This is a genomic window from Mycolicibacterium sp. lyk4-40-TYG-92, assembly GCF_030209435.1.
Classification (GTDB): Bacteria; Actinomycetota; Actinomycetes; order Mycobacteriales; family Mycobacteriaceae; genus Mycobacterium.
This window is the reverse complement of sequence record NZ_JARVRX010000014.1, coordinates 319,513-345,952: the sequence shown is the minus strand read 5'-3', so window position 1 is coordinate 345,952 and position 26,440 is coordinate 319,513. Positions and strand designations below refer to the sequence as shown.

Here is a 26,440-nt window from a genome sequence, read left to right as displayed (position 1 = left end):
TGTCGTCGTACGGTCAGCCGGTGAGCAGCTCAACGCGACCCGTGACCGTTCTGGAGAAGTCCGACGTCTTGCCCGCCCTGTTCGGGGTGTGGGACGACCTGGACACGTTGTTGTCCACCATTTCCGAAGCCGAACTGCTGACCACGCAGACCGAGCTGCCCGGCTGGCATGTCCGCGATGTGGTCGCGCACATCATCGGCACCGAGCTGATGCTCAAGGGCGAGCCGGTGCCGGAGGCCGACATGGACGTCTCCGAACTCGACCACGTCCACAACCCCATCGGTGTGATGAACGAATGCTGGAACCGGTCGATGGCCGCGCTCTCGAGCGCCGAGCTGTTGGAGAAGTTCCGGGCCGTCACCGACGACCGGCGGGCGACACTGACCGCGATGTCGGACGAGGAGTGGAACACCCCGACGATGACGCCGGCCGGGCAGGACAGCGTCGGACGCTTCATGCGGATCCGGACGTTCGACTCGTGGATGCACGAGCAGGACATCCGCGAATCCGTGGCGCGCGTGGCGTCGGACGCCGCGTTGCAGAAGCCGGAAGCACAGCTGTCGCTCGACGAGATCGAGACGATGATGGGGTTCGTCGTCGCCAAACGCGGGGGAGCGCCCGACGGTGCGCGGGTCGAAATCCAACTGACCGGTCCCATGGCGCGCACCATCCGCGTCGCGGTCGACGGCCGTGCCGCGGTCGTGCCGGACTTCGGCGGTGCCGAGCCGACCGTGATCCGGATGGACGGCTGGCAGTTCACGCGGCTGTGCGGCGGACGGCCGCTGGGTGCGGTGCGGCCTGTGAGCATCGAGTTCGAGGGCGACGCCGAAGTTGGGCAGCGCATCGTGGAGAACCTGGCTTACGTCATCTGAGCTGGTCATTTGGCCGCGGTTGGATATTTGGTGGAGCTTGTCGGAGCAACCGGTATGATGGAGTGTCCTGCCGAAAGTCGGCGGGGGTGCGAGGGGCTGAACGGTTTCGACTTCGCGCATCGAATCAAGGGAAGCGTGCCGGTGCAGGCAAGAGACCACCGTAAGCGTCGTTGTAACCAATTAAGCGCCGATTCTCATCAGCGCGACTACGCCCTCGCTGCCTAAGTAGCGACCGCGTGTCTGTCAGACCGGGAGCGCCCTCGGCCCGGACCCTGGCATCGACTAGAGGGAACCACCCACGGGTTCGGTCGCGGAACCTGTGGGGACATCAAACAGCGACTGGGATCGTCATCTCGGCTTGTTCGCGTGACCGGGAGATCCAAGTAGAGGCATAGCGAACTGCGCACGGAGAAGTCTTGAGGGAATGCCGTAGGACCCGGGTTCAATTCCCGGCAGCTCCACAACTCAATAAGCAGTAAAGGAAGGCCAGGGCGCAAATGCACCCTGGCCTTTTCCTGTACCCGGTCGCCGGGTTCCGTCCCACGCCGGGCTCACACGTTGCGGCTGTCCGACTTGAGCAGGTGGGGTTCGGTATCGGTGTCGTCGATGCCGAAACTGATGATGCGACGGGGCGTGATGCGGATGATCGCGGAATCGAGGGCATCGCCTGCGGGGCCATGTTGTCCCGACGCTCTCACGGCCTGCTGTGCGGTGCCGCGTATCTCCAGGCAACGTACGCGCCACGGGTCGCGCGAGGCGATGTCGTCAACGACGAAGGCCACCTTGTCGTGCTGGACGAGGTTGCGGAACTTCTGGCTCTTGGCCATGTTGTAGCCCGAGATGTCGATTGTGCCCAGTTCCTCGTTGTAGGTGAAGCCCACGGGGCTGACCTGCGGTGTACCGTCGGGCTGGATCGTGGCCAGTCGCCCGAGGTCTGCCGCCTTCAGGTATTCGATTTCGTGTGGTTTGAAGGACATGCATTCCACGCTAGAACCTCAACCAAGGTTGAGATCAACCCCCGGCGTTATGCTTCGGCAGTTGCCCGTACACCTCGTCGGTCACCGGCTCGAGCCATTCGTTGCTGACGTCCTGGCCAGGGGTGATGAATGCGACGTGGGAGAACCACGAGTCAGCCTTCGCACCGTGCCAGTGCTTGGTACCGGCCGGCACCCGGATCACCGACCCCGGCTCCATACTCACAGGCTCCTGGTCTTCGGCCTGGTACCAGCCGGAGCCCGCCGTGCACAACAGAATCTGATCGCCGCCACCGCTCGTGCCGTGATGGATATGCCAATTGTTGCGGCAGCCGGGTTCGAAGGACACGTTGCTCACCGGCACGCTGCCGCCGGTCAGCGCAGCCAGATAGCTCTGCCCGACGAAGTACTGCGCGTATGCATCGTTCGGCTCTCCGAGCGGGAAGATCTGGTCGAAATTGTTCTCTGCCATGCGTTTTCCTCGGTTCTCGTTGGACGGCAAGTGGTGCAGCACTGTTCATTGACCATCTGGCCGGGTGCGACGTCAGCTGGCTTTATGTGCCGGAGATGCGAACCGACACGCGCGAACCGCGGTCAGCGTGGTGGCGGGAAGCCGCCCGTTGCCAGCGGTCCCCAGCGGCTTGGCGTGACCCGGATCAAGCACTTTCCCTGGTCGACCATGGCCTGGCGGTACTCGGACCAGTTCGGATGCTCGCCGGCGATCGCGCGGTAGTAATCGACGAGCAGTTCGACGGCGTCGGGAAGATCGATGACTTCGGCGTCTCCATCGATCTGTACATAGGCGCCATTGAATTCGTCCGAGAGCACGAGCACGCTGGCGGTGGGTCGTCGGCGGATATTCACGCACTTGGCTCGTTGCGGATAGCTTGCGATGACCACTCGGCCAGATGCATCCAAACCGCCGGTGACGGGCGAGCTTTGCAGCGCCCCGTCCGCTCGAAACGTCGTCAAGATCATCTTGTGTCTGTCTCGGATGAAGTCGACCAGCTCCGATAGATCGACTTTGTCAGCTGACGCGAATTTTGGTGCCATGCTCACTTTCCTCGTCGAGATTGAAATAAATTGTGGGACAAAGGTTTAATCTCCGGGGTGGGCGACGTCATACCCGGGTCGCCGCCAGCGACGCCAGCAGCTGGAGTTTCTCCGACGATGGGGAACCGGGCTCGGCGGTATAGACCATGAGCACGTGACCCGGCTCAGCGGTGATCGCGAGTTCCTCGTAGGCCAGGACCAATTCGCCGACATCGGGATGGTGGAATCGTTTTGTGCCGGCACCGTGTGTCCGGACATCGTGCGCGCCCCAGAGCCGACGGAAGGTTTCGCTCTGGGTCGATAGTTCGCCGACCAGGTCTTGCAGTCCGCGGTCGTGCGGATCGCGTCCGGCTTCGGCCCGCATGATCGATACGCACATGTGCGCGAACAGTTCCCAGTCCGGGTAGAAGTCCCGTGATACCGGATCGAGGAATTGGAACCGCGCCAGATTGGGTGTCCGGCCGCCGTCACCGATGAGTGGCGAATAGAAGATCCGTCCGAGTGCGTTGGTGGCCAACAGATCCTGCTGCTGGTTGCGGACGAAGGCGACGCCGCCGGTAATGGCGTCGAGCGCCCAATAGAGGCTGGGTCGTCCGGTCCCGGGTTTGCTCGCCCGGCGACGAGACCGGCCGGAGGTGGGAATCCCATCAGCGGCCCGAGCGAGGTCGAACAAGTGGGCGCGTTCGGTGTCATCGAGCCGTAGCGCCTGAGCGATGGCCTCCAGGACCGAGGACGACGCGCCCGCGATCTGGCCGCGTTCCAGCTTGGAGTAGTACTCGATGCTGACCCCGGCGAGCGCGGCGACCTCTCCGCGGCGCAGACCGGGCACCCGTCGCCCGCCGACCTCAGGCAGACCGACGTCGGCGGGCGACAGCTTCGCTCGCCGGGTGGTCAGGAACTCCCGCACCTCGGCCTTGTTGTTCACCGATTCGACGTTACCGGCGCCACGCCTGATGAGGGGTGCCCTGCGAGTACACCTCACGTCAGTGACTTCTTCACCATCGCTGACGGTTGTTGCATTGATGTCGATACCGACATCGAGAGGACGCTGATGATCCGGACGATCGACCAGTCTCGCCAGGGCGGGGGTCGCAACACAGTGGCGCTGAGTGCCACGGTCTTGGGCACGATCGTGCTGATCACCGCGATCGCGCCGTTGGCGACGGACATGTACGTGCCCGCTTTCCCACTGGTGGGCCGCGACCTGCTGGCATCGGCTACGCAGGTGCAGCTGACTTTGACGACGTTCTTCGTCGGTATGGCGCTGGGGCAGTTGGTGGGTGGGCCGGCATCGGACCGGATCGGCCGACGGACACCGCTGCTGGTGTCGCTCGCCGTGCTGACGGTGGCGTCGGCGCTATGTGCCTACAGCCCCACCATCGGCGTGATGATGCTTTCGCGATTGCTGCAGGGCTTCAGCGGCGGCTGGGCGATGGTGATCGCACGTTCGATCGTCGTGGATCTGACTCGCGGGGCGGAGTTGGTGCGGGCGATGAACTTGGTGGCAGGTGTCGGCGGCATCGCGCCGATCGCGGGACCGTTGCTCGGCGGAGTGATCTTGCAGTTCTCGCACTGGCGGGTGTCGTTCTGGTTGGTCGCCGGACTGTCAGCGTTGATGTTTGTCGCCGTTGCACTCGGGGTCACTGAGACGTTGCCCGCAGACAATCGGCACAGTGGTGGACTCAGCCACATAAAGGAGACGACCGCAGCGGTTCTGCGTCACCGCCGGTTTGTCGGCTATCTGTTGGTGTTCGGATCGTCGATGGGAATGATCTTCGCCTACGTCGCCACGTCGGCGTACGTCCTACAGTCGATGAATGGGCTGTCGCCGGTGGTCTACTCGATCGACTTCGCTTTCAACGCAGCCGGTTTGACGATTGCCACCCTGGCGGCCGCGCGCCTCGCCAACCGGGTGTCCACCCGCACGTTGGTCGGCATCGGTCTGGTGGTGAGCGCCGCTGCCGGAGCGGTGCTCTTGATCGGTGCGATCTGGTTCGCCATGCCCCTGCCGGTCGCCTTGGCCGGGTTCTTCATCCTGATGAGCGCGCAGGGGCTCGTCGGCCCCAACGCCGGTGCGCTGGCCTCCGATGCCGTGCCCGATCATCCCGGCGCCGGGTCCGCACTGCTGGGCTTCCTGCAGTGGTGCCTAGCCGGTGTCATCGCGCCGCTGGCCGGCCTCGGTGGCACCGAGTCGGCAGTTCCGATGGCGGCCATCGTGACGATCCTTGCAATCGGATCCGGGCTGGCACTCAGGGTGCTGGCACCGGCGAATCTTCGACATTCAGAACAATATTGAGAGGAACGCCATGCGTGGAGTCACCATGTACGGCCCTGGCGATGTCCGGGTCGAGGACATGAATCAAACGCCCAACCCACGTCTGAATCGACGCGCCATGATGCGGCTCACGGGCGTCGGTGTAGCGTCCGCCGGCCTGCTCGCAGTGCCCGGCTGCTCGCCGGGGGATCCCGACAGCCCTGGCTCACCGTCGACTGCCGCGGGCGGTATCCCGACCAGCAAGCCTGCTCGTCTCCCTCGGCCCGATACGAGCCTCCCGCCGGGCGACACCACCCGGGGTGCCGACAACTTCTTCGTCAGCGACCGGGTGACCGCCGACGAGGTCACGTTCCGCAATCAGTTCGGACAGCGTTTGTCCTCAAACCTGTTCGTACCCAAGGACTTGGACCGCGAGGGTCACAATCCCGCGGTGGTGGTGAGTCACCCGATGGGTGCGGTCAAGGAACAGTCCGCCAACCTGTACGCGCAGAAGCTCGCTGAGCAGGGTTTCGTCACCCTCGCCGTCGACCTGCCGTACTGGGGTGGCAGTGAAGGGGAGCAGCGCAACCTGGTCGCCCCGGACAACTACGCCGAAACCTTCAGTGCGGGAGTCGATTACCTACGTACGCTGAGCTACGTCGACCGGGAACGGATCGGCGCGCTCGGAATCTGCGGTAGCGGCAGCTACCTCATCAGCGCCGCGAAGATCGATCCGCGGATCAAGGCCGTTGGCACAGTGAGCATGTACGACATGGGCGCGGCCAGTCGTTACGGTCTGCGTCGTGCCGTCACCCTCGATCAACGCCGCGCGATGCTGACGGCGGCTGCCGCCCAGCGAGACGTCGAATTTGCCGGCGGACGTACCGAATTCACCGGTGGTACACCAGAACAGCTCACCGATCAGTCCAACGCGGTGGAGCGGGAGTTCTTCGATTTCTACCGCACCGCTCGCGGCCACCGGTCCAACACCACCACACATCCGACACTCACGAGCAACGTGCGCTTCTTGAACTACTACCCGTTCGAGGAGATCGAGACCATCTCGCCACGGCCGATGATGTTCGTCGCCGGCGACCAGGCGCACTCGTTGGAATTCACTCAAGACGCTTATCGGCGTGCTGCGGAACCCAAGGAGCTGGTGCTGGTTCCCGGCGCCGGCCATGTGGATCTGTATGACCGCGTCGACCTGATTCCGTTCGGTCGGCTGACGCAGTTCTACCGGCAGCATCTTGCCTGACCAGCCGCCTGGTCCTGGTGATCGAGAAAGCACGGCATGGATGGAAGACTCACCGTAGTGCTGGTATCGCCATGCGGGTGCCAATCCATTTACAAGAACTGAAACGTGTTCTAGTGTCGCGGGATGGGCAGCTCGGCGGCAATCGAAGACATTCGTCAACTCAAATACCGGTACTTCCGGACCTTGGACCTCAAGGATTGGGATGCCTTCGGCGATTGTCTCGCTGCAGATGTCGTCACCCGCTACGGCACCCACGCGATGGGTGAGCCCGTGCATTACGAGGGTCGGGACGCCGTCGTCGACTTCATGCGGACGAACCTCGACAACGGCATCATCACGACCCACATCGCCAGCCACCCCGAGATCGTGATCGACTCCGACACCACCGCGCACGGCTCGTGGGTTTTCGAGGACACGGTGATCGTCCCGGATCACGCGATGATCCGCGGCTCGGGCTACTACGCCGACACCTATCGCAAGGACGAGGACGGGTCGTGGCGGATCGCCAGCACCGGGTATCAGCGGATCTACGAGGCGCTCGTGTCTCTGGAAGACATGCCCAGTTTCAAGCTGCTGGCGAACCGCTGGGCCTAGTGCTCGCGCGCCGCGGTGCCCAATTCGTCACCATGCTCGGCGCGGCTGGGATCAGCACGGCTGTGGTGCGCGGAAAGTAGTCTTGCGCCGGTGTGCACACGAGTCATCTGGCCTGACGCGGGCGATGCGGTTCTGGTCGGCCGCAACATGGACTTCCACCGCGACCTCATGACCAACCTGTGGAAGCAACCGCGTGGCGTGACCCGTGACGACGGCGTCACCGGCAAGCTCACCTGGACCTCCAGGTACGGCAGCGTGATCGCCACCGCCTTCGACATCATCTCGGTGGACGGCATCAACGAAGCGGGGTTGGCCGGTCACGTGCTGTGGCTGGCCGAATCCACCTACGGCACACCGGATGACTCTCGGACCCAGCTGAGCCAGGCGATCTGGCTGCAGTACTTCCTCGACAACTTCGCGACGGTGGCCGAGGCCGTCGCGTGGATCGCCGAGACCGACGTGCAGGTGGTCCAACTGGACGACCCCACCGGTGGCGAGCCGCCCACCATTCACCTGGCCCTCGATGACGCCACCGGCGACTCGGCGATCATCGAGTACCTCGAAGGCCGGCCGAAGGTGTACCACAGCAAGGACTTTCGGGTGATGACGAACTCGCCCACCTTCGATCAGCAGCTCGAGCTGGTGAAGAACTTCGAGGGCCTCGGTGGCTCGGCGCCGCTGCCGGGTTCGACGCTGGCCTCCGACAGATTCGCGCGAGCCACCTACTACGTCGGCCGGTTACCCACGCCGGACAGTCAGGTGGAAGCGATCGCCGGCATGTTCTCGGTGATCCGCAACGCCGCCCAGCCCTTCCGGATCCCGGATCCGGGCAAGCCCGATGCGTCGCAGACGATCTGGCAGGTGGTCATGGACCTGACCAACCGACGCTATGTCTACGAATCCACCACCCGCCCCAACATCGTGTGGGTCGATCTCGCGGACCTCGACTTCAGCGCGGGTGGCCCGCAGCTCAAACTCGACCTGATCAGCGACCTCGCTGTCCAGGGCGGCATCGCGGGCAACGTCGGCGGCAAGTTCAAGGACACGGGACCGATGACCTTCCTGTCGTTGTCACTGCTGCGCGAACTGGAGAAGACGAACACGGCGGATTGAGCGGTGTGTCCGCCATTGCCATGACGGGCTGTTGACGCTCTGACACGCTGTCCGGATGGACCTCATGTGGCGGGTCGTCGCGTTGACCGTCGCGACGTTCACGGTGCTGCTCGCGGTACGCCGGATTGTCATGGCCGTGAGCGGACTGGTGTTCGCGCGCTATGTCGCGGTCGGCGGCTTGGCGGCGTTCTCCGTGTGCCGCGACGACGGGGCCGACACCTACCGGGTGCGGTTCGAGGTCGGTGGTCCTGCGGTCTTCCACAACGTGACGGTGCAGCTGTTCGGCGTGCCCGAGAGCGCGGCGCCGGCGCCACCGGCATTGCGCCACACCATGATTGCCGGTGACGATCCGATCGACTGGACCTTCCGGCTTCCCGGCGGTGTGGCAGCGCAGACGTGGGTGACTGTCACCTGGGTCCGACCGTACCTGCAGGGCGTCGAATCCGAAGCGCTCGCGCGCTGGTTGCAGGCTGACCGACCGTACGAGTGGCGTTGGTACTCAGAGACGAACCGCTACGTGCGGACCGTCATCCGCTTCGTGGCCCGACGGTGGTCGGTCGGTGGGGAGTCATTGCGCGAGTTGCCGCTGTACGGGAGGTGGCGGCGCACCTCGTCGAACAACAGCAACGATCTGCTGGGCCCGGCGGCCACCCCGCCACCGAGAACCTAGGCAGCTCGCGGCCTGGGCGTCTTGTGCCGATTTGTGGCGAGGACGATCGCGGCAGTGCCAGGATGGCCTCATGACTGTCGTTCTGGTGCATGGCAATCCGGAAACCGATGCGATCTGGGGTCCGCTGGCCGATGCGCTCGGCCGGGACGACGTGGTGCGCTTGTCGCCGCCGGGATTCGGCGCCCCGTTGCCCGACGACTTCGCGGCGACCTATCTCGCGTACCGGGATTGGCTCGAGGCTGAGCTGGAAGCCATCGGGGAGCCGGTCGACCTCGTCGGTCACGACTGGGGCGGCGGCCATGTGCTGACTGCCGTCATGCACCGACCTGAACTCGTCCGAAGTTGGGTGACGGACGTGGTCGGGATACTCGACCCGGACTACGTCTGGCACGACCTGGCCCAGGTGTGGCAGACGCCAGGCGAGGGGGAGCAGTTGGTCGAAACGATGCTCGGCGGCAGCGTCGAGGACCGCGCCGCCCAGATGGTCGCGCTGGGCATGCCGCTGGACGTCGCCACGGCTCTCGCCGCCGCGCAGGGTCCGGAGATGGGCCGGGCGATCCTGGCGTTGTACCGCTCGGCGCGCCAACCTGCGATGGCGGAGGCCGGGCGGGACCTCGGGAAGTTGCGGGCCAGGCCGGGTCTTGCGTTGCTGGCCACCGCTGACCCGTACATCGGCTCCGACGAAATCCGTTACCGCGCAGCCGAACGCGCGGGCGCGCGCGCCACGGTGCTCGACGGGCTCGGGCACTGGTGGATGTTGCAGGACCCGGCGCGCGGCGCGGCCGCGCTCACCGAGTTCTGGGCCACTCTCGACTGAACGCCAAAACTCAACTGGTTCAAGGCAGTACGGTGTGCAGCAACATCACGTTGTACGCCGACCACAGCGACAGCGTGAAGTACAGGTCGCGACCGTTGGACCACGGGTGCAGGTACGGCGCGTAGACGCCGCCCGGGAACTGCTGCGACGAGACGACCAATTGCTCTGGGCCCCAGGGCCCTTGCGGTGTCGGCGCCGTCCGGATCACCACATCGGACAGGTTGTTGCAGTACATCACCAGGTACTGCTTCAGGTAGGTGTTGTACTGCACCGACATCTCACCGACCGGGCCAGGGATGACCGGCGACGCCGCAGCGGGGTTGTTGGGCACCCAGGACTGGCTCTCGTTGTTCCAGTACTCGTACTTGCTCATGTCCGGCAACAAGTTCTGTGGTACCCGGGACACATATGCGGATCCGGCTCGGCCGGCAGGGGTTCCGTACGAGTAGATGTAGCCGTCGCTGCCCTTGAGGAACGCACCCTGCTGGAAGTTCTCGTTGCCGGGCAGGTAGGCCACGCGCGAGACGCTGTCGGGCGCCATCGGGCGGACGCTGCTGGGGTATACGCCCCAGTTCTGGCCGTTGTCGTTGGAGACGGCGATCGCCGAGTAGTTCGTGGTCCACGCGCCGGCGCTGTCCCAGTTCTTGATCGACATGAAACTGGCGTACTGCGTCTTGCCCACCGAGACACCGGAAGTCGGGATGATGCCCTTCTCGACGGGCGCCCAGCGGATGGTGGGGATGGTCTGCTTGGCCAGATTCGGCTGCCACTCGGGGGAGCCGGAGTAGGGGTTGGTCACCGACCCGGGCGGGATGTGGACGCCGTGCGACAGCGTGCGGTCGCTCGTACGGAACATGGTGTTGTAGCGCCACTGCTGGTTAGGGGTGGCGCAGTAGCCGTACGTGTCGCCGAACATCATCAGCACCTGGTTGTTCACCGGGTCGCCGTTGTCCCACATGATGCCGAGGTCGGTGCCGGAGATGCCGAACCGTTGCAGGGTGTCGCCGCCTGCGCTCTGGTCGCCGGTGACCCAGCCGACCAGGGACGTGGTGCCGGCGTCGATGGGCGGCGCTGGTTGTGCGCCGGGCTGGGGCTGCGCTGCGGCGGGGGCGGGCTGTGCCACGCGCGGTTGGACCGGCGGCTGCGGCACCCGTGGCTGGCCGGGCAGCACACCGGCCTGCTGCTGCACGGTGCCCTGGGTGAATACGCTGAGCAGCGATCGGGACAACTTGCCCAGCGTCGGCAGCGGGGCCTTATCGTTCGCGTTGCTCGGTCGGTGGCCGCCCGCGGGCGGCCGCATGACGCCGCTCGAGGGCACGCCGTTCGGTGGCAGGACCCCCGCATTCGGGCCGGTGCACGGGTCGGCGGCTGCACGTGGCGGCGCGATGCCGACAGCTCCACCGAGAACGACGGCAGCCGTCAAAGCCACCGATGCAATGCGAGGACGCGGCGACACGGTCACACCTTTCGGATGGCAGGCGGCGCTCGGACGCCGGCGAGGGGCTTTTGTGACCATAGTTATCAATGGGGCTGTTGAGGCCCCCGCTGTGCGGATGGGTACCCATCTGTAACCACGTCGCGATCGTTCACCTGGCGTTTGCCTGGCCAACGTGACCCGCGTCGCAGCGGCGGAACACAGCCGCTCGCGCCTCGCCACCTGATCGTCGCCCGACCTAGACTCCAGCCATGACCGCCGCTCAACGGGAACGTGCCGCACTCGTCGAATCCCTGCGCGAGCACGGGCCCGATGCGCCCACCTTGTGCGAGGGCTGGACCGCTCGTGATCTGGCCGCGCATCTCGTGGTGCGGGAACGCCGGCTCGACGCCGCGCCAGGAATTCTGGTGCCGCAACTGGCGGGCTACACCGAACGAGTTCAGGCGCAGGTGACGGCATCCACGGACTGGGAAAAGCTTGTCGACATGATCGCTGCGGGGCCGCCGCTGTACTCGCCGTTCAAACTGCTCGACCCCTTCGTCAACGTTGCCGAGATGTTCATTCACAACGAGGATGTCCGCCGCGCCCAGCCCACCTGGGAGCCGCGGGAGCTCGACGACCGGCTGGTGTCCGCGTTGGCGGGGCAGGTGGCGAACATGGCGCGCATGGGGATCAGGCATGCACCGGCGCGGATCGTGCTGGTGACCCCGGACGGTCGTCGCCTGGCCGCGGCCGGCCGCGGCGTCGAGGTGACGGTGACCGGCACACCGGGCGAACTGCTGCTCTTCGCGGCAGGCCGGGGCCCGGCTCAGGTGGCCTTCACCGGACCTGACGAGGCCGTCGCCGCGGTCCGGGGTTCGAACCGCGGATTCTGACTATCGGGGCATGGCCCGGAAAACACAACGCAGCTCGATCCCGAGGGATCGAGCTGCGTTGTTCTGGCTTCTGATCAGAAGCTGTTGCAGGTGTTGGCGACGTTCAGCACCAGGTCGGTGTACTGAGCGGCGCCCGGGGTGTTGTACGCCCGCGTGATCAGGGCCTTACGCTGCTGCGGACCGGAGGCGATCAGCTGGTGCAGGTAGCCGACGCCGATCGGGTTTGCCTGCAGCTCGGCGGCAGCACCCGGGTCGAGCGCGGTCAGAGCGGCGATCACCTGCGGGTAGGTGCAGGTCGAGTACATGATCGGGGTGGGGTCCGGCTGAGCGGTGGCGACAGCGCCGCTGGCCATGACAGCGACCAGTGCCGAGCCCGCGCCGACCATCATCCGAGTGGTGAAAGACATTGTGTATTCCCCTCCCGCACCAGCTAACCGATGCGACCAAAGTGATTGATGACTACGTTAGCAGCTCTATCGACCGTCTGTGGCTGAGCGTTACAGCGTCTGAACAAGCAGTCCGCGCGATTTCTGGGTGTCGTCAGAGGCGTGAGCGGTGACGGTCGTGGTGCAGGAATCGACCAGCTGCAGCGACTTGATGTAGGCAAACCTAACCTAAACAAAATCGGGTAGGCTCGCCGCTGAAATGACCGAGATTGATCAGGGGCCGGTGCTACCGCGCGAGTTGACCTCACTGTCCGCTGAAGTGCGAGCGGTGGGTGCTCCACCCGTTCCGCAGCTCGCAAGCCCGTGGGCCGTGCGCCTTGTCGACGCCGATGCCGATGCCGAGATGCTGTCCGAATGGATGAACCGACCGCATCTGGCGCAGGCCTGGGAATACGACCGACCGCCGGAATGGTGGCGGCGACACGTCCAGGCGCAACTCGACGGTGAGTACTCGCGGCCGTTGCTGGTGAGCTACCAGGACAAGGCCATGGGCTACCTCGAGCTGTACTGGGCCGCCAAGGATTCCATCGCTCCGCGATACGACGCCGATCCCTACGATCTGGGGCTGCATGCCGCCATCGCAGATGAGCGCTTCGTCAATCGGGGCCTGGGACCGCTGTTGATGCCCCAGGTGCTGGCGAGTCTGTTCGAACTGGTGCCGTCATGCCGTCGGGTGATGTTCGATCCCGACCACCGCAACACCGGTGCGCGCCGGCTGGTCGAGCATGGCGGCGCCGAATTCCTCGGTGAACACGACATGGCGAACCGCAGGATGGCGCTGTACGCGCTGGCGCGCCCATCCAGCTGACGTCGGAGCTGCCCTGTATATAGAGGGAGTGGCAAAAAGGCTTCTGCTGTTGCTGGCAGTGCTCGCCGTCGTCGGGGTGTGCGCGGGACCGTGGTTCTACCGAACCCAGATGGAAGGCGCACCGGCTCCGGCCCTTACCCTGCCTTCCACGCTTCGTCCGGCAACGACGAACCTCGACGGTAAATGGATCGTGGCCGCGGGACCCGATGACGAGGCCAACCGCTCTCAGGCCGGTTACCGCGCCCGGCAACACCTGTTGTGGGAAACCGTCACCGTCACCGGACGGACCAATTCGGTCCGGGGTGACGCCACCGTCGCCGGTGGCACCCTGCAGGCAGCGAGCTTCGTGGTCGACGTGGCAACCATGCAGTCACCGCACCGTGGCCGCGACGACAGGTTCCGCGGCACCGACGTGATGGATGCCGCAAAGTTCCCGACGGCCAAACTCGCGGTCCTCGACCCGGTCAACCTGTCGTCCATCTCCGGCGACGGCGCGCCCACCACGATGGAGGTGTCGGCGCAACTGACGCTCAAGGGCGTCGCCCGGCAGGTTGCGGTGCGACTGGATGTACAGCGGTCGGGCAACGGGGTCGTGGCCGTGGGCCAAATCCCGGTCACCTTCGCCGATTACGGCATCGTCCCACCGGCGCCGCCGGTCGGACTGCTCGCCGTCGATCCCATCGTCACCATCGAATTCCTGGTGAATCTCGTCAAGCGATGAACGGTGACGACGTCACTGCGTCGTACCCCTCGTAGTCGGGCCGCATCCCCGCCGCCACGAGTTCCCAGAGCACCTCGTCGGTGCCGCCGCCAACCCGCGCGAGCTTCATGTCGCGCCACCACCGGCCCAAAGGCGTCTCGTCCACCAGGTATCCGGCGCCGCCGAAGATGTGCATGCACTCGTCGACGACCTCGACGCCCAGCCGCGCCGCGGTGACCTTGATGGCCGCGGCCGCGCGCAGGTCCATACGTCCCTGCGCGGCCAGGCCAGCCAAGCCGTAGCGCAGCAGATCGATCCGAGCGTGCAGGTCGGCCAGGCGCATCCGCAGCGCTTGATGCTCGTACAGGGTGTGGCCGAACTGGCGTCGTTTCATCATGCGGGCCAACGTGATCCCGATGATCCTGCGGCAGTTGGCCTCGATCTGACCGGCGACCGACAGCCGCTCCTGCGCCAACCCCCAGGAGATGGCGGCCAGGCCGGTACCCGCCCGCGCCACCAACGCTTCTGCCGGCACCCAGGTGTCGATGTGGACCGCCGCGGTATCGAGCGGACCGGCACCCACCTTGCGATAGGGCGTCTGCACGTCGACCTGGGTGGTCGGCACGGAGATCACCACGACGCTGCCGTGGCGGCTCTGCCGGTCGTGGTCGACGCTCCGCGCGACAACCATGATGTGATCGGCAATGGGCGACAGCGACACGAACTTCTTGATGCCACGAACCTCGAAACCGCCGCGAGCGGAGGTGACTTCGGTCTCGACGATCTGGAGGTCCGAACCACCGGACTCTTCCGACGCGCCGATGCACAGCACGGCATCGCCGCGGATGGCCTGCGCGGCGATATCGCGCAGATAGTCCGACTTGCCGAATCTGCGCAGGATGGCGATGGCCGAGTCATGCAGGCTGACTCCGACGCCGATTCCCGCGGACCCGAGCTTGCCGAGTTCCTCGGCGAGCGCGAACACCTTCGCCACGTCCGGGTGTTCACTGTCGCCCCACTTGGCGGCGAAAACCTCGGATCGGCCCAGGTATTCGATGAGCTCGCGCGGAAAGCGTTCGGATTCTTCGGCTTCGGCGGTCCATTGGCGCACCCGGTCATCGAAGACCTCACCCAGCAGTTCCCGGTAGCCCTCGGTGGTGCACGTCTCGGCAGTGGTCACGAGCCCACCGCTTCCAGGGTGCGTCTGACTTCGAGACGTCGGAGCTTGCCCGATGAGGTTCGCGGCAGCGACCCCGGTTCGAGGAACACCACGTCTGCCGGCACGATGCCGCACTCGGAGGCGACCAGTGACACCACTTGGCTGCGGGCGCTCGACTCGTCGTCGCCCTTGAACTCCGCGGCGATCACCAAACCTTGCCGGGCACCGGCGTCGCCGGTTCCCACAGCGACGACGGCGCCCTCGCGCACGCCGTCGGCACGGGCGGCGACCTGCTCGATCTCGGTGGGAAAGATATTGCGCCCGGCGACGGTGATGAGTTCTTTGAGCCGGCCGCACACCACCAGACCGTCATCGGTAACGTAGCCGAGATCGCCAGTGGCGAACCAGGTTTCGCGATCGATGGGATCTTGCCCGAGATAGCCGGCCATCATCGAGGTGCCGCGTACCTGCACTTCGCCCACATTGCGTCCGGTGAGTTCGTGGGGCACATCGGTGGGCGCGATGCGGACTTCCATGCCGTCGATCGGCCGGCCGAGTACCGCGTACCTGCGCACCATGGTCCCGCTGTCGATGGCCACGGTGACGTCGTCGCAGCGCAGCCCGCCACCTGGCACGGGAACGGTTACCGCGCATGTCGATTCGGCGAGCCCGTACGACGGGCACAGGGCATTCGCATCGAAGCCGAACTTGGCCATCTCGGCCGCGAATCGATTGGTGCCGTCACAGTCGACGGGTTCGCCGCCGTTGAGCGCGAATCTCAGCGCTCCCAAGTCCACATCGCTGACCAGGCGGGCGTACTTGCCGAGCAACCCGAAAGCCATGTTCGGCGCCGCGGTCATGGTGGCCTGGCTCTCGGTCAACCATTTGAGCCAGTTGAACGGTGACGCCGAGAAAGCCGTGGTGGGCGCCTGCCACAGCTCGCCGCCGCCGAGCGTCATCGTGAGCATGAATGCCAGGCCCATGTCGTGGTAGATCGGCAGCCACGAATGTCCACGGTCTGCGTCGGTAACGCTGATCCGCGAGACCAGTCCGCGCAGATTCGCCAACGCCGCATCCGCGGGGATCTGCGCAGTGCGGGGCGTGCCGGTCGACCCCGCCGTGCCCTGCAGGATGCCGATGTCAGCGGTCCGCGAGGGAACGAATGTCGTCGAACGACGCTCGTGGGCAACGGTATTGACGTCGTGCAGTTGCACATCGCCGGTGCCGATGCGTAACAGGTCGAGATGCCTGCCGTGGCTGAGCACGGTGCGGATGCCGATTCCGGCGAACCTGTTCAGGGTGGCGTCGGCCCAGGTGGCGGTGTCGGCGCCGCGTACCGGTCCGGGAAGGATGGACACGGCGGCGCCGGCGAAGATCGCGCCGTAGATGCCGGACAGGAACTCCGCCGTGGGTTCGCCGACCAGGCCGATCCGGCTTTGACCGTCGACGTGCGCGGCGACGTTCTCGGCGCGGGTGTGCACCTCCTGCCAGGGATGTCGTTGCCAGTCACCGGTTTTCGGGTCGAGGGTCACCAGGTCGCGCGTGGACCGGGTCATCACCCGGGACAGGGCGGATGCCAGGCTCGAGGCGCTCATGAGCGTTGGGCGGTAGGAAGTTTCGCGGCGATCGCGTCTTCGAGGTCGCCGACGGTTTCGCTGCTCAGCAGGTCTTCCTCGGACAGCGCGACGCCGAAGCGGTCTTCGATGGCGACCATGCCCACGGCGAAAGCCACCGAGTCCAAACCGACGTCGTTGATGAGTCGTGATTCGCGGGTGACGCGTCTGATGTCCACGCCCATGTCGTCCTGCATGATCTTGGCCAAGCCGGCGCTTACCGATTCAGTTGTTGACTCCATGTCGAGGGACCGTAGTCGACAGGAGGTGTTTAGGCTAGGCTTACCTTCTACGCGAGGAAGCTTCCCAGACTGGTACCACCGTCCCGGTTTCCGTTGTCGACGGAGACCAGCGCCGGCACGCGTTCACAGGTGACCACGCCGTGCGCGGAGGTCACCTCGTCGATGAGATCGAAAGCGGTGGCGATGTTTTCGGGGGTATCGACCACGATGGTCGTGACAGGAACCCGGCGGCCGAGCTGAAACAGCCTGTCACCGTGCGGCGTGTGGCCGTCGTGGAAGCCCCAGATGCCACGCAGGACCGTGACGCCGCGGGTGGCTTCGATGGCACGCAGTCGGCGCACGATCTCGCGGTGTACGGGCTCGGCGCCGTGCAGGGTGTCCTCGGTGGTGTACACCATGAGCTTCTGCCACAACGAATTCCCGTCGGCGTCGTGTGCCGGAAGTACACCGGGACGGCACACTAGTGCCCCCGCCTGCTTGCACAGCTCGGCTCGCTCGACAGTCACCAACGGGTCGGGCAGCAGCCGTTCGAGCTCCGGCAGGACCGCGACAGCGCGGTCACCGTCGCCGACCGCGATGATCATGACGGGAACATCCAGGTTCCGGTTCAGGAAGCGGGCCCGCTCGCGGCGGCCGCGGACCGTGCCGTCTACCCCGAGAAAGACAGCGGCGCAGGCGAATCCGTTGCTGTGGAGCAGGTCGCACACCGCGATGTGAGCCGGCCGGCCGTCGATCCGGTGCTGGCGGCCGACATAGACGGTGAGCTTGGTGTGCGCGCCCACCCGGGCGGTCGTGAGCAGGCGAGCGCGTTCGAGCGTGACCAGTCCGCGCGTCGTCAGCTCCACTGTTCGCTCGGCGAGACCGGTGATCTTGTCGGCGGTGTCCACCGCGGCGATGGCCACCGGCAGGTCCTCGGACTGACTCAGAGTCTGGTCGGTGCGCAGCTGGTGCCGTGGCCCGAAACCGGCGATGCCGCGCAGTACCACACTGGTGGCGACATTCTCGGCACTGTAGAGATCGAGCAGCTCCTCGGCCAGGAAGCGACCGGAAACACGTTGTCGCTCACCGAAATACGTCGTGAGTTTCAGGTAGTCCGCGGAGTCGCTCACAGCAAACCGCCCATCCATATTCCCAGCGCCGCGGCGGCCAGGCCCAGCACCACGCTCGCCACGATATTGGCCAGTGCGAACCACACCTGTCGTTCCTCGCCGAGGCGTTGGGACTCCAGCATCCATGTCGAGAACGTCGTGTAGGCGCCGACGAACGCGGTACCGGCGAGCAGTGCGGCATTTGGACTCAGCGCCAGCCCGCCGAAGAAGCCGAGCAACCAGGCGCCGCTGAGGTTCACCACGAAGGTGCCGAACGGGAAGCTGCTGCTCTTGCGTTTCGACACCGCGCGGTCCACCAGGAACCGCGCCACGGCGCCCACGCCGCCGATGAGGGCGACGCCCAGCCAGATGACCGCCGTCATCCCCGCACCCGGACCCGTCGCACCAGGACCGTGGCCAGGTACACCGCGGCCAGTCCGGCGACGATGCTCGCCACGGTGTAGCCCGCGGCCAGCCCGTAGGCCTTGTGCTGGAGCATCCGCACCGTCTCGACCTGCATGGTGCTGAATGTGGTCAGGCCACCGCACACGCCCGTGCCGAGCAGTGGACGCTGATAGCTCGACACGGGTAGCCGTTCCAGCAGCCGGGTCGTGAAGTAGCCGAGCAGGAACGCGCCGGCGATGTTGACGACGAACGTGGGCCAGGGCCAGTGCGCGGGATGGGGCGCGGCGAACACGGCGAGGGCGGCACGCGCGAGGGTGCCGACGGCGCCCCCGACGAACACGGCGGCCAATTCTCGGTTGTCGTGGCCGAACATGAAGCAAAAGTATGGTGGCCGAACGCCGACAGGTGCACACCGGGGGAGAACCGGTAGCAGAATCGAGGCCATGACGGCCAACCCGCGCGCCGGCCAACCGGCCCAGCCAGATGACCTGATCGATGTGGCCCACGTGGTCACCGCCTACTACACGGTGGCGCCCGACCCCGACAACGTCGACCAGCAGGTGGTCTTCGGCACGTCGGGCCACCGCGGCTCGAGCCTGGACGCGGCGTTCAACGAGCCGCACATCCTGGCGACCACGCAGGCGATCGTCGAGTACCGCGCCGCGCAGGGCACCACCGGGCCGCTGTTCATCGGCCGCGACACCCACGCCTTGTCCGAGCCGGCGTGGGTCTCGGCGCTGGAGGTCCTGGCGGGCAACGAGGTCGTCGCGATGATCGACGCCGCCGACCGCTACACGCCCACGCCGGCGGTCAGCCACGCGATCCTGGCTTTCAATCGCGGCCGGGAAGGCGACCTCGCCGACGGCATCGTCGTCACTCCATCGCACAACCCGCCGCGCGACGGTGGGTTCAAATACAACCCGCCCAACGGTGGTCCGGCCGACACCGACGCGACGAGTGTGATCGCCAAGCGTGCCAACGAGATTTTGCGCGACGGCCTGCGCGATGTGAAGCGGATGCCGCTGGCGCGCGCGCTGGGCTCGACGGAACGGCATGACTACCTCAATGCGTACGTCGAGGACCTGCCGAATGTGGTTGACCTGCATGCCATTCGCGCTGAGGGGGTGCGCATCGGCGCGGACCCGCTGGGTGGGGCCAGCGTCGACTACTGGGCCGCCATCGCCGAACGGCACCAGCTGGACCTGACCGTGGTCAACCCACTGGTGGACGCCACCTGGCGGTTCATGACGCTCGACACCGACGGCAAGATTCGGATGGACTGCAGCTCGCCGAACGCCATGGCGTCACTGATCGCGAATCGGGACCGCTACCAGATCGCCACCGGCAACGACGCGGACTCCGACCGGCACGGCATCGTCACGCCCGACGGCGGGCTGCTCAACCCGAACCACTATCTCGCCGTGGCCATCGACTACCTGTACACGCATCGAGCGGGGTGGCCGGGTGCCACGGCAGTCGGCAAGACCGCCGTCAGCTCGTCGATCATCGACCGGGTGGTGGCCGGGCTCGGGCGAAAGCTCGTCGAGGTGCCGGTCGGCTTCAAGTGGTTCGTCGACGGATTACTCAGTGGCACGATCGGATTCGGTGGAGAAGAGAGCGCCGGCGCGTCATTCCTGCGGACCGACGGGACCGTCTGGACCACCGACAAGGACGGCATCATCCTGGCGCTGCTGGCCTCGGAAATCCTCGCGGTCACCGGTAAGTCACCGTCGCAGCGCTACGCCGAGCTGACCGAGAAGTACGGTGCCCCGACCTACGCCCGCATCGATGCGCCGGCCAATCGCGAACAGAAGGCGAGATTGGCCAAGCTGTCGGCCGAGCAGGTCACCGCGACCGAGCTGGCCGGTGAACCGATCATCGCCAAACTCACCACGGCACCCGGCAACGGGGCCCCGCTCGGCGGGCTGAAGGTGACGACCGAGAACGCCTGGTTCGCCGCGCGGCCGTCGGGCACCGAGGACGTCTACAAGATCTACGCCGAGTCGTTCCAGGGCCCCGAACATCTGGCGCAGGTCCAGGCCGCCGCGCGGGAAGTGGTGAATACAGTCATAGCGTGAGCGCTGTCACGGAGGGCGACTGTCCGGCCCCGACCCGACTTCCCGCCGAGATCTGGGTGCTGGCGGGCGCCAACGTCGTCATCGCACTCGGCTACGGCGTGGTGGCCCCGGTACTGCCGGCGTACGCCCGCAACTTCGGTGTCAGCATCAGCGCGGCGACGTTCGTCATCACCGCGTTCGCCGCGATGCGCCTGATCTTCGCCCCACCCAGCGGCGTGTTGGTGCAGAAACTCGGCGAGCGACGCGTCTACCTCACCGGCCTGCTGATCGTCGCGTTGTCGACGCTGGCCTGCGCGTTCGCACAGACGTACTGGCAGCTGCTGCTGTTCCGATCCCTCGGTGGCGCCGGCTCGACGATGTTCACGGTGTCGTCCCTGGCGCTGATGATCCGGCTGTCGCCGTTGGACGCCCGCGGCCGCGTGGCTGGGTTGTTCTCGAGTGCCTTCATGATCGGTGGCGTAGCCGGTCCGGTGCTCGGCAGCCTGACCGCCGGGCTGGGGCTGTCCGTGCCGTTCGTCATCTACGGGGTGGCGCTGACCGTCGCGGCGGCCGTCGTGTTCGTCAGCCTGCGGAACTCGACGCTGGCTGCTCCGGACGTGGAAACGGGGCCGACGGTGTCGGTGCGAGCCGTGCTGCGCAACCGTGCGTACCAGGCCGCGCTGCTGTCGAACCTGGCGGCGGGGTGGGCCGCGCTGGGTCTGCGGGTGGCGCTGGTGCCACTGTTCGTGGTCGACGTGCTGCACCGCAGCGCGGGCGTGGCCGGCCTGGTTCTCGCCATGTTCGCGGTCGGCAATGTGTGTGCCGTGATTCCCAGTGGGCACCTGTCCGATCGGATCGGCCGGCGGAAGCTGCTGATCGCCGGGCTGGCGGTGTCTGCCGTGTCGACGATGCTGCTCGGCTGGACGACGTCGCTGCCGGTGTTCCTGGTGATCGCGTTCGTGACCGGTGCGGCGAGCGGCACCTTCATCTCGCCGCAGCAGGCCGCCGTCGCGGACATCATCGGCAACCGGGCCCGCGGCGGCACCGCCGTGGCGACCTTTCAGATGATGTCGGACCTCGGCACCATCGTCGGCTCCCTGGCCGCCGGACAGATCGCCCAGCATGTGTCCTTCACCGCCGCATTCGCGGTCGGCGGGGTGGTCCTGCTGGCGGCCGCGGTGTGTTGGGCACTGGCACCGGAAACGCGTCATTCCGGTGACGACGAGGAGACCCCGATCTGTCCACTGGGCCATGAACCGGTAGAAGGGTCGCTCTGACCAGCCGTTTTGTCGACGGTGGTGCCAGTGGTGTAGCTTCATCAGGCACCACTTAAGGGGCTATGGCGCAGCTGGTAGCGCACCACACTGGCAGTGTGGGGGTCAGGGGTTCGAGTCCCCTTAGCTCCACAAGTAAACCCGTTCTGACTCCGGTCAGGGCGGGTTTTCTCGTTTCCGGACTTTGGTCGAGCGCCGGGATGCCCGGGCTCGGTTCTACGACTGGGGTCGCACGCGCGTGGCGGCGGCGCGCTGGTAGGTCATCGCCCGCCCGTGTCGTCACGAGTTGGCGACGGCACGTCGCCGGTGACTTCACCATTGCACTCAAATCCTTGACACAGCAAACTTACAGGCCGTATTTTGGCGACAGCAAACACTCGGTGACAGCACAGCCTGCGCCGCGACGATGTGACCGGATTTCCTTGGCGCTATCCGGTTTCCGCGCCATGCGTGGTTGTGTGGCGTAGGGCGACGCTCTGGTGACGACGCGCTTAGCGTTGTCTACAGCAAACTATTGCGGAATGAAGGGACCAGCCCCCTTGGACCGCCCGCGCAGAGATGTCATTCTCTATGAACTCAACGAGGTTCCGTGGGACGTTGTCGATATCTACGTGAAAAATCGGCCCACCTCGCATATTGCGGCTCTGCTCCGCGAGGGGCAGTCGCTGACCACGGTGCACGAAGATCGCGAAGAGCAGATGGGCCTGCAGCCGTGGCGCACCTGGCCGACGCTGCACACGTCGACCTACGCCCACAACTCCGTCGATCTGGGGCAGGACCCGACCACATTCAAGGGCGACCCGATCTGGGACGTCGCGGAGGCCGCAGGCCTGTCCGTCGGCCTGTTCGGTCCCATGCAGAGCTGGCCGGCCCGCCGGTTCAAGCACGGCGGCTTCTACGTGCCGGACACGTTCAGCCGGGACGGCTCGACCTACCCGCCGTCGCTGGAACGCTTTCAGACCTTCAACCTCGCCATGACAGGCGCGTATGGTGCTGCACCCGCCGAGGTGCTGAACCTGAAGATGCTCGGTGGTACCGCGGTGGACCTGCTGCGCAATGGTCTGACGTCGCGCACGGCCACCACGCTGGCGACCCACCTGATCAAGGAGCGCAGGGACCCGCGTTATAAAGCATTCCGCTCGGCCATGCAGGCGCCGTTGGGCTTCGACCTGTACTGGCGTGCCCACCGCAAGCACGGCCCCCAGCTGTCGATCTTCTTCACCAATCACGTCGCCGGCCTGATGCACCGATTCTGGGGTGACGGGATGCCGGGCTACACCGAGAAGTACGAGTACAACCGTGACGAGGTGTACGGCAGCTTCATCGTCGGAGCCATGGACATCGCCGACCACCAGATCGGGCGCATCCGCACGTACCTGGCAAAACACCCACAGTCGATGCTGGTGTTGGCAGCAAGCATGGGCCAGGGGCCGGTCGAAGCCGACACGTTCGGCGGCCGGTGTTTCATGCTCGACGACGCGGCCGCGTTCGTGTCGGGCTTGGGACTGCACCCCGCCAGCGCCGGTCTGGCCATGTACCCGATGGTGTCGCTGGCGTTCGCGTCCGAGGCAGCGGCATCGGCCGCGGTGATCCCGCTGGAGTCGGTCACCATCGGCAGTCGAGGGCCGTTGTTCGACCGCGTCCGTGCCGAAGGCAGGACGGTGACGTTCGCCGTCGACCCGGCGAAGGGCGCCGACGCCGATGCCACCCTGCAGTACCGGGCGGCCGGCTCGGATGCTGCTGCCACCGGCAAACCCGCCGACCTCGGCTTGCACATCCGAGTGCGCCCCGGCGGCACCAACACCGGATTCCACATCCCCGAGGGCACCTTGCTGGCTGCCGGAGCCGGGGTACGCAGAGACCCCTCACGCACGGCGGTCGACGTTCTGGACGTCGCGCCGTCCCTCTTGGCCAATGTCCTGGGCGTCGATCCGGCACCGTCGATGCAGGGCAAGCCGACGTTGTTCCTCTAGTGGCGCATCGTGGGTCGACGTCTCGAACACGACGTCGCCAAAGGGCGGTCAGGTCGGGCTTTCCCGTTCACGGGCATCATCACCCGGCTCTCGCCAGCGGAACTTACCGCACGGTAAGATACCCGCATGACTCAGCGCAGCATGCCGACTGTCGATGGCGTGACCCATGAATATGTGCAGGCCGGCGATGTGAATATCCACGTTGCCGTGGCCGGACCCGAGGACGGGCGCCCGGTCGTACTTCTGCACGGTTGGCCGGAGAACTGGTTCATGTGGCACCGGGTCATCCCGGCGCTGGCCGATGCCGGCTACCGGGTGCACGCCATGGACCTGCGCGGCGCCGGCTGGAGCGAGGTCACCCCGAAGGGTTACGAGAAGGAGCAGTTCGCCTCCGACGTGCTCGCCGCGGCGACTGCGCTGGGGCTGGACTCCTTCGATCTGGTGGGCCATGACTGGGGCGGCTGGACCGCGCAGCTGGTGGCGCTGAAGGCGCCGGCCCGCGTCAAGCGGTTGGCGATCCTCAACATCCCGCCGGTGTGGCAGGAGCCGGGCCGGGTGGCACGGCATGCCCACAAGCTCGCGTACCAGCTTGTCGTGGGCGCGCCCGTCGTGGGACCGCTGTCGCATCTGTCGCCGGCGCTGTGGTGGTTCATCCGTCGCAGCGGCATGCCGCAGGAATCGGTGGACTTCTTCCGCAGCTGCTTCCGGGACCGGGACCGTCGGGTGGCGGGTTCCAAAATCTACCGGGCGATGGTCGGCAAGGAGTTCGCGAAACTGGCGCGCGGTCCCTATGACGACCAGAAGCTCGCGATGCCGGTGCGGGTGCTGTTCGGTCTCGACGACGTGGCGGTGCACCCGTCGCTGCTGGAGGGCTTCAAGGACCACGCCGACGACCTGAACATCACCGAAGTGCCCGATTGCGGTCACTTCATCATCGACGAGCAGCCCGAACTCGTGATCAAGTGGCTCTCGGACGTGCTGGCCGACTCGCGGCAGAGTTGATGTCGCCGGGCAGTTCTGGCAATCCGTCCCAACCGCCTCCGCCCGGTGCCGGGTGACGAAGAATGATCCGATGGTGAATTCCGAACTCGCACCGTTCGGCGAGAGCGCCAGCGAGCTGGCGGTGATAGAAGAAGCGGAACCGCCCGGCCTTCCGGGGAGCAACCCCACCCTGGCGCTGCAGCACATGGAGGCCGCGCTCGTCCGCGCCGACCTCGAATGCCCCGACGTGCTCAGCCCCGAACAGTTCCGGCGTCTGCGCTACCTCCTGAGCTTCGCCCGTCTGACAGTGTTCGAACCAGGTGCTGCCGGTCCGGGCGGCACGCGCGGCCGCGGCGACGTCACCGTCGGCGACGAGATCGCCGGCTTCCGGCAGCGGGTGATCGACGCGCTGTACAACCCGCTCCGGGGGCGCACCACCGCACAGGAACGATTGGACGCCGCGAAGGCCGTCCTCCTGAGCTTCGCCGAGGACGTCGAGTACGAACGATCGCGGCTGCTGGAGCGCCACGCCAATGATTTCTCGGCGGACGAACTCGACACCGAGCTCGGGTACAAGACCTATGTCGCCGTGCTGGGTGGCGGGGGTGGCGCCGGCTACGTCTACCTGGGCGGCATGCAGCGCATGCTCGCCGCGGGTCTGCCGCCGGCGTACATGCTGACCAACTCGTTCGGGGCGATCGTCGGTAGCGTGATGGCCCGCGTGCTGCCGGTGCCGATCGAGGACTACGTCGCGTGGGCGAAGACCGTGACGTACCGCGGCGTCCTGGCCCCGGCCAGGACTCGTCGCCGCCACGGTCTTAACGGACTGTTCTCGTTGCAGTTCAACGAGTTCGCCAAGGAGATGTTCACGCGCGAAGACGGTGAGCCGATGCGGCTGACCGATCTCGCGATTCCGTACGAGACCGTCGTCGCCGGCGTTCGGAAGCAGTCCTTCGACCGGCTGCCCGGACAGTTCCATCCGTCGCATTTCACGATGATGGGGGTGCGAGCGCTCGAACACCTCAAACTCGGCTACGCGCCGGGTGCAGTCAACCGGCTGTGGCAGGTCGCCGCGTTCATCGACTCCCGCGTCGTCAAGCCGATTGTGCTCGGCGGCGACGATCTGACAGCTGAATTCAATGTCGTTGACGCTGCTAGCTTTTCGTCGGCGATCCCGGGGATTCTGCATCATGAGTCCAGCGACCCGCGGATGTGGGGTCTCCTCGATCAGCTGCTCGTGGAGAAGGACGTCGCCGCGTTGGTCGACGGGGGAGCGGCCAGCAACGTCCCGATCGAGCTGGCGTGGAAGCGTATTCAGGACGGCCGCCTCGGCACCCGTAATGCGTGCTACATCGGCTGGGACTGCTTCCACCCGCAATGGAATCCGAGACACCTTTGGTTGCAACCGATTACGCAGGCTCTGCAGTTGCAGATGGTGCGCAACGCGCCGTTCGCCGACCGCGTCATCCGGTTCAGTCCGACGCTGTCGCCGGTCACGCTGGCGGCCGCGCCGGAGGCCATCGATCGCGCTATCGAGTGGGGCAACGCGTCGGTTGAAAGTTCGGTGCCCTTCGTGCGGCGGCTGACCGAGCCGGTGTGGTGGGAGGGAGATCGGGCGCCGCAGGTCGATCGCACTCCGGTTCGCGTCTCGGCCCCGTTGCAGTCGATGGCCACGATTCTGGACGGGGCCAGGCGAGCCGCCGAATACGTTCCGCGGGTGACTCGTGTGCGTCGTCGGGTTGCGACTGTCGGAGAACGCTTCCGGCGGTCGCAGTAGCG

26 protein-coding genes, 1 tRNA gene, 1 other RNA gene and 1 pseudogene are annotated in these 26,440 nt (G+C 66.1%); 17 read left to right on the top strand and 12 right to left on the bottom strand.

Going from position 1 to position 26,440, the window contains the following annotated elements:
- Positions 1-20 precede the first annotated feature (20 nt).
- Positions 21-872 (top strand): maleylpyruvate isomerase family mycothiol-dependent enzyme, encoded by an 852-nt coding sequence (locus QRN63_RS21510; protein WP_285032635.1) that lies wholly within the window; start codon positions 21-23, stop codon positions 870-872.
- A 92-nt stretch (positions 873-964) separates the two neighbouring features.
- Positions 965-1,336: a transfer-messenger RNA gene (gene ssrA, locus QRN63_RS21505) on the top strand.
- A gap of 87 nt (positions 1,337-1,423) precedes the next feature.
- On the opposite strand, the gene QRN63_RS21500 is transcribed toward ssrA, so the two are convergent.
- The 4 genes from QRN63_RS21500 to QRN63_RS21485 all read right to left on the bottom strand — a co-directional run bounded on the left by QRN63_RS21500 (position 1,424) and on the right by QRN63_RS21485 (position 3,824).
- Positions 1,424-1,849 (bottom strand): PPOX class F420-dependent oxidoreductase, encoded by a 426-nt coding sequence (locus tag QRN63_RS21500; protein WP_267316322.1) that lies wholly within the window; start codon positions 1,847-1,849, stop codon positions 1,424-1,426.
- 34 nt (positions 1,850-1,883) lie between these two features.
- On the bottom strand, positions 1,884-2,318 hold the full coding sequence (locus tag QRN63_RS21495; protein ID WP_285032634.1) for a cupin domain-containing protein: 435 nt from the start codon (positions 2,316-2,318) through the stop codon (positions 1,884-1,886).
- Between the two features lie 122 nt (positions 2,319-2,440).
- Complete coding sequence (locus QRN63_RS21490) at positions 2,441-2,899, bottom strand: PPOX class F420-dependent oxidoreductase (RefSeq protein ID WP_267316324.1); 459 nt, start codon at positions 2,897-2,899, stop codon at positions 2,441-2,443.
- A 67-nt stretch (positions 2,900-2,966) separates the two neighbouring features.
- Positions 2,967-3,824: a helix-turn-helix transcriptional regulator gene (locus tag QRN63_RS21485; RefSeq protein WP_285032633.1), complete on the bottom strand. Its 858-nt coding sequence runs from the start codon at positions 3,822-3,824 to the stop codon at positions 2,967-2,969.
- 126 nt (positions 3,825-3,950) lie between these two features.
- Here QRN63_RS21485 and QRN63_RS21480 point away from each other — a divergent pair, with 126 nt between their 5' ends.
- The 6 genes from QRN63_RS21480 (at position 3,951) to QRN63_RS21455 (ending at position 9,605) form a co-directional block, all read left to right on the top strand.
- Positions 3,951-5,195, top strand: coding sequence for a multidrug effflux MFS transporter (locus QRN63_RS21480; protein WP_285032632.1), 1,245 nt, complete (start codon positions 3,951-3,953; stop codon positions 5,193-5,195).
- A gap of 10 nt (positions 5,196-5,205) precedes the next feature.
- Positions 5,206-6,411, top strand: coding sequence for an alpha/beta hydrolase (locus QRN63_RS21475; protein WP_285032631.1), 1,206 nt, complete (start codon positions 5,206-5,208; stop codon positions 6,409-6,411).
- A 123-nt stretch (positions 6,412-6,534) separates the two neighbouring features.
- Positions 6,535-7,005, top strand: a complete 471-nt coding sequence (locus QRN63_RS21470) for a nuclear transport factor 2 family protein (RefSeq protein ID WP_285032630.1) — start codon at positions 6,535-6,537, stop codon at positions 7,003-7,005.
- Positions 7,006-7,095: 90 nt separating this feature from the next.
- The gene (locus QRN63_RS21465; RefSeq protein WP_285032629.1) at positions 7,096-8,118 is read left to right on the top strand and encodes a bile salt hydrolase; all 1,023 of its coding nucleotides are present in this window, start codon (positions 7,096-7,098) and stop codon (positions 8,116-8,118) included.
- Between the two features lie 55 nt (positions 8,119-8,173).
- Positions 8,174-8,788: a hypothetical protein gene (locus tag QRN63_RS21460; protein ID WP_285032628.1), complete on the top strand. Its 615-nt coding sequence runs from the start codon at positions 8,174-8,176 to the stop codon at positions 8,786-8,788.
- Positions 8,789-8,858: 70 nt separating this feature from the next.
- Positions 8,859-9,605 carry an alpha/beta fold hydrolase gene (locus QRN63_RS21455; protein WP_285032627.1) on the top strand — a complete coding sequence of 249 codons (747 nt, stop codon included), beginning with the start codon at positions 8,859-8,861 and terminating at the stop codon, positions 9,603-9,605.
- Between the two features lie 19 nt (positions 9,606-9,624).
- Here the strand turns inward: QRN63_RS21455 and QRN63_RS21450 are convergent, their stop codons facing one another.
- Positions 9,625-11,061 carry a glycoside hydrolase family 183 protein gene (locus tag QRN63_RS21450; RefSeq protein WP_285032626.1) on the bottom strand — a complete coding sequence of 479 codons (1,437 nt, stop codon included), beginning with the start codon at positions 11,059-11,061 and terminating at the stop codon, positions 9,625-9,627.
- Positions 11,062-11,291: 230 nt separating this feature from the next.
- Here QRN63_RS21450 and QRN63_RS21445 point away from each other — a divergent pair, with 230 nt between their 5' ends.
- Entirely contained in the window at positions 11,292-11,915 is a 624-nt protein-coding gene (locus QRN63_RS21445) for a TIGR03085 family metal-binding protein (protein WP_285032625.1), read from the top strand.
- 74 nt (positions 11,916-11,989) lie between these two features.
- Here QRN63_RS21445 and QRN63_RS21440 read toward each other — a convergent pair whose 3' ends face one another.
- Entirely contained in the window at positions 11,990-12,322 is a 333-nt protein-coding gene (locus QRN63_RS21440; protein ID WP_285032624.1) for a hemophore-related protein, read from the bottom strand.
- 238 nt (positions 12,323-12,560) lie between these two features.
- Here QRN63_RS21440 and QRN63_RS21435 point away from each other — a divergent pair, with 238 nt between their 5' ends.
- Both QRN63_RS21435 and QRN63_RS21430 read left to right on the top strand, forming a co-directional pair.
- On the top strand, positions 12,561-13,169 hold the full coding sequence (locus tag QRN63_RS21435) for a GNAT family N-acetyltransferase (RefSeq protein ID WP_267316334.1): 609 nt from the start codon (positions 12,561-12,563) through the stop codon (positions 13,167-13,169).
- Between the two features lie 28 nt (positions 13,170-13,197).
- Positions 13,198-13,890, top strand: a complete 693-nt coding sequence (locus QRN63_RS21430; RefSeq protein WP_267316335.1) for a YceI family protein — start codon at positions 13,198-13,200, stop codon at positions 13,888-13,890.
- On the opposite strand, the gene mbtN is transcribed toward QRN63_RS21430, so the two are convergent.
- The 6 genes and pseudogenes from mbtN to crcB (QRN63_RS21400) all read right to left on the bottom strand — a co-directional run bounded on the left by mbtN (position 13,880) and on the right by crcB (QRN63_RS21400) (position 18,749).
- Entirely contained in the window at positions 13,880-15,049 is a 1,170-nt protein-coding gene (gene mbtN, locus QRN63_RS21425; RefSeq protein ID WP_285032623.1) for a mycobactin biosynthesis acyl-ACP dehydrogenase MbtN, read from the bottom strand. The two genes, QRN63_RS21430 and mbtN, sit on opposite strands and share 11 nt — an antisense overlap.
- On the bottom strand, positions 15,046-16,608 hold the full coding sequence (gene mbtM / locus QRN63_RS21420; protein WP_285032697.1) for a long-chain-fatty acid--ACP ligase MbtM: 1,563 nt from the start codon (positions 16,606-16,608) through the stop codon (positions 15,046-15,048). Before mbtM ends, mbtN begins: the two co-directional genes overlap by 4 nt.
- An 11-nt stretch (positions 16,609-16,619) precedes the next feature.
- Positions 16,620-16,889, bottom strand: a pseudogene (locus QRN63_RS21415) (acyl carrier protein); the annotation flags it as partial.
- 41 nt (positions 16,890-16,930) lie between these two features.
- Positions 16,931-17,992: a putative PII-like signaling protein gene (locus QRN63_RS21410; RefSeq protein WP_285032622.1), complete on the bottom strand. Its 1,062-nt coding sequence runs from the start codon at positions 17,990-17,992 to the stop codon at positions 16,931-16,933.
- The gene (gene crcB, locus QRN63_RS21405; protein WP_285032621.1) at positions 17,989-18,354 is read right to left on the bottom strand and encodes a fluoride efflux transporter CrcB; all 366 of its coding nucleotides are present in this window, start codon (positions 18,352-18,354) and stop codon (positions 17,989-17,991) included. Before crcB (QRN63_RS21405) ends, QRN63_RS21410 begins: the two co-directional genes overlap by 4 nt.
- Entirely contained in the window at positions 18,351-18,749 is a 399-nt protein-coding gene (gene crcB / locus QRN63_RS21400; protein WP_285032620.1) for a fluoride efflux transporter CrcB, read from the bottom strand. Before crcB (QRN63_RS21400) ends, crcB (QRN63_RS21405) begins: the two co-directional genes overlap by 4 nt.
- A gap of 70 nt (positions 18,750-18,819) precedes the next feature.
- On the opposite strand from crcB (QRN63_RS21400), the gene pgm reads away from it, so the two are divergent.
- The 6 genes from pgm to QRN63_RS21370 all read left to right on the top strand — a co-directional run bounded on the left by pgm (position 18,820) and on the right by QRN63_RS21370 (position 26,438).
- Positions 18,820-20,454, top strand: coding sequence for a phosphoglucomutase (alpha-D-glucose-1,6-bisphosphate-dependent) (gene pgm, locus QRN63_RS21395; RefSeq protein WP_285032619.1), 1,635 nt, complete (start codon positions 18,820-18,822; stop codon positions 20,452-20,454).
- Positions 20,451-21,710 (top strand): MFS transporter, encoded by a 1,260-nt coding sequence (locus QRN63_RS21390; RefSeq protein WP_267316341.1) that lies wholly within the window; start codon positions 20,451-20,453, stop codon positions 21,708-21,710. The genes pgm and QRN63_RS21390 overlap by 4 nt, the downstream gene beginning before the upstream one ends.
- Positions 21,711-21,766: 56 nt before the next feature.
- Positions 21,767-21,839, top strand: a tRNA-Ala gene (locus tag QRN63_RS21385).
- A gap of 389 nt (positions 21,840-22,228) precedes the next feature.
- The gene (locus tag QRN63_RS21380) at positions 22,229-23,680 is read left to right on the top strand and encodes a hypothetical protein (RefSeq protein ID WP_285032618.1); all 1,452 of its coding nucleotides are present in this window, start codon (positions 22,229-22,231) and stop codon (positions 23,678-23,680) included.
- 126 nt (positions 23,681-23,806) lie between these two features.
- On the top strand, positions 23,807-24,682 hold the full coding sequence (locus tag QRN63_RS21375; protein ID WP_285032617.1) for an alpha/beta fold hydrolase: 876 nt from the start codon (positions 23,807-23,809) through the stop codon (positions 24,680-24,682).
- A 70-nt stretch (positions 24,683-24,752) separates the two neighbouring features.
- On the top strand, positions 24,753-26,438 hold the full coding sequence (locus QRN63_RS21370; RefSeq protein WP_285032616.1) for a patatin-like phospholipase family protein: 1,686 nt from the start codon (positions 24,753-24,755) through the stop codon (positions 26,436-26,438).
- Positions 26,439-26,440 lie beyond the last annotated feature (2 nt).

Excerpts from the sequence above, each read along its gene's own strand:
- QRN63_RS21375 (WP_285032617.1), top strand. The coding sequence starts at position 23,807 with ATGACTCAGCGCAGCATGCCGACTGTCGATGGCGTGACCCATGAATAT.
- QRN63_RS21490 (WP_267316324.1), bottom strand. The coding sequence starts at position 2,899 with ATGGCACCAAAATTCGCGTCAGCTGACAAAGTCGATCTATCGGAGCTG.
- QRN63_RS21500 (WP_267316322.1), bottom strand. The coding sequence starts at position 1,849 with ATGTCCTTCAAACCACACGAAATCGAATACCTGAAGGCGGCAGACCTC.
- QRN63_RS21440 (WP_285032624.1), bottom strand. The coding sequence starts at position 12,322 with ATGTCTTTCACCACTCGGATGATGGTCGGCGCGGGCTCGGCACTGGTC.
- QRN63_RS21455 (WP_285032627.1), top strand. The coding sequence starts at position 8,859 with ATGACTGTCGTTCTGGTGCATGGCAATCCGGAAACCGATGCGATCTGG.
- QRN63_RS21475 (WP_285032631.1), top strand. The coding sequence starts at position 5,206 with ATGCGTGGAGTCACCATGTACGGCCCTGGCGATGTCCGGGTCGAGGAC.
- pgm (WP_285032619.1), top strand. The coding sequence starts at position 18,820 with ATGACGGCCAACCCGCGCGCCGGCCAACCGGCCCAGCCAGATGACCTG.
- QRN63_RS21435 (WP_267316334.1), top strand. The coding sequence starts at position 12,561 with ATGACCGAGATTGATCAGGGGCCGGTGCTACCGCGCGAGTTGACCTCA.
- crcB (WP_285032621.1), bottom strand. The coding sequence starts at position 18,354 with ATGACGGCGGTCATCTGGCTGGGCGTCGCCCTCATCGGCGGCGTGGGC.
- QRN63_RS21480 (WP_285032632.1), top strand. The coding sequence starts at position 3,951 with ATGATCCGGACGATCGACCAGTCTCGCCAGGGCGGGGGTCGCAACACA.
- QRN63_RS21495 (WP_285032634.1), bottom strand. The coding sequence starts at position 2,318 with ATGGCAGAGAACAATTTCGACCAGATCTTCCCGCTCGGAGAGCCGAAC.
- QRN63_RS21470 (WP_285032630.1), top strand. The coding sequence starts at position 6,535 with ATGGGCAGCTCGGCGGCAATCGAAGACATTCGTCAACTCAAATACCGG.
- QRN63_RS21370 (WP_285032616.1), top strand. The coding sequence starts at position 24,753 with ATGGTGAATTCCGAACTCGCACCGTTCGGCGAGAGCGCCAGCGAGCTG.
- QRN63_RS21380 (WP_285032618.1), top strand. The coding sequence starts at position 22,229 with ATGAAGGGACCAGCCCCCTTGGACCGCCCGCGCAGAGATGTCATTCTC.
- crcB (WP_285032620.1), bottom strand. The coding sequence starts at position 18,749 with ATGTTCGGCCACGACAACCGAGAATTGGCCGCCGTGTTCGTCGGGGGC.
- QRN63_RS21460 (WP_285032628.1), top strand. The coding sequence starts at position 8,174 with ATGGACCTCATGTGGCGGGTCGTCGCGTTGACCGTCGCGACGTTCACG.
- QRN63_RS21445 (WP_285032625.1), top strand. The coding sequence starts at position 11,292 with ATGACCGCCGCTCAACGGGAACGTGCCGCACTCGTCGAATCCCTGCGC.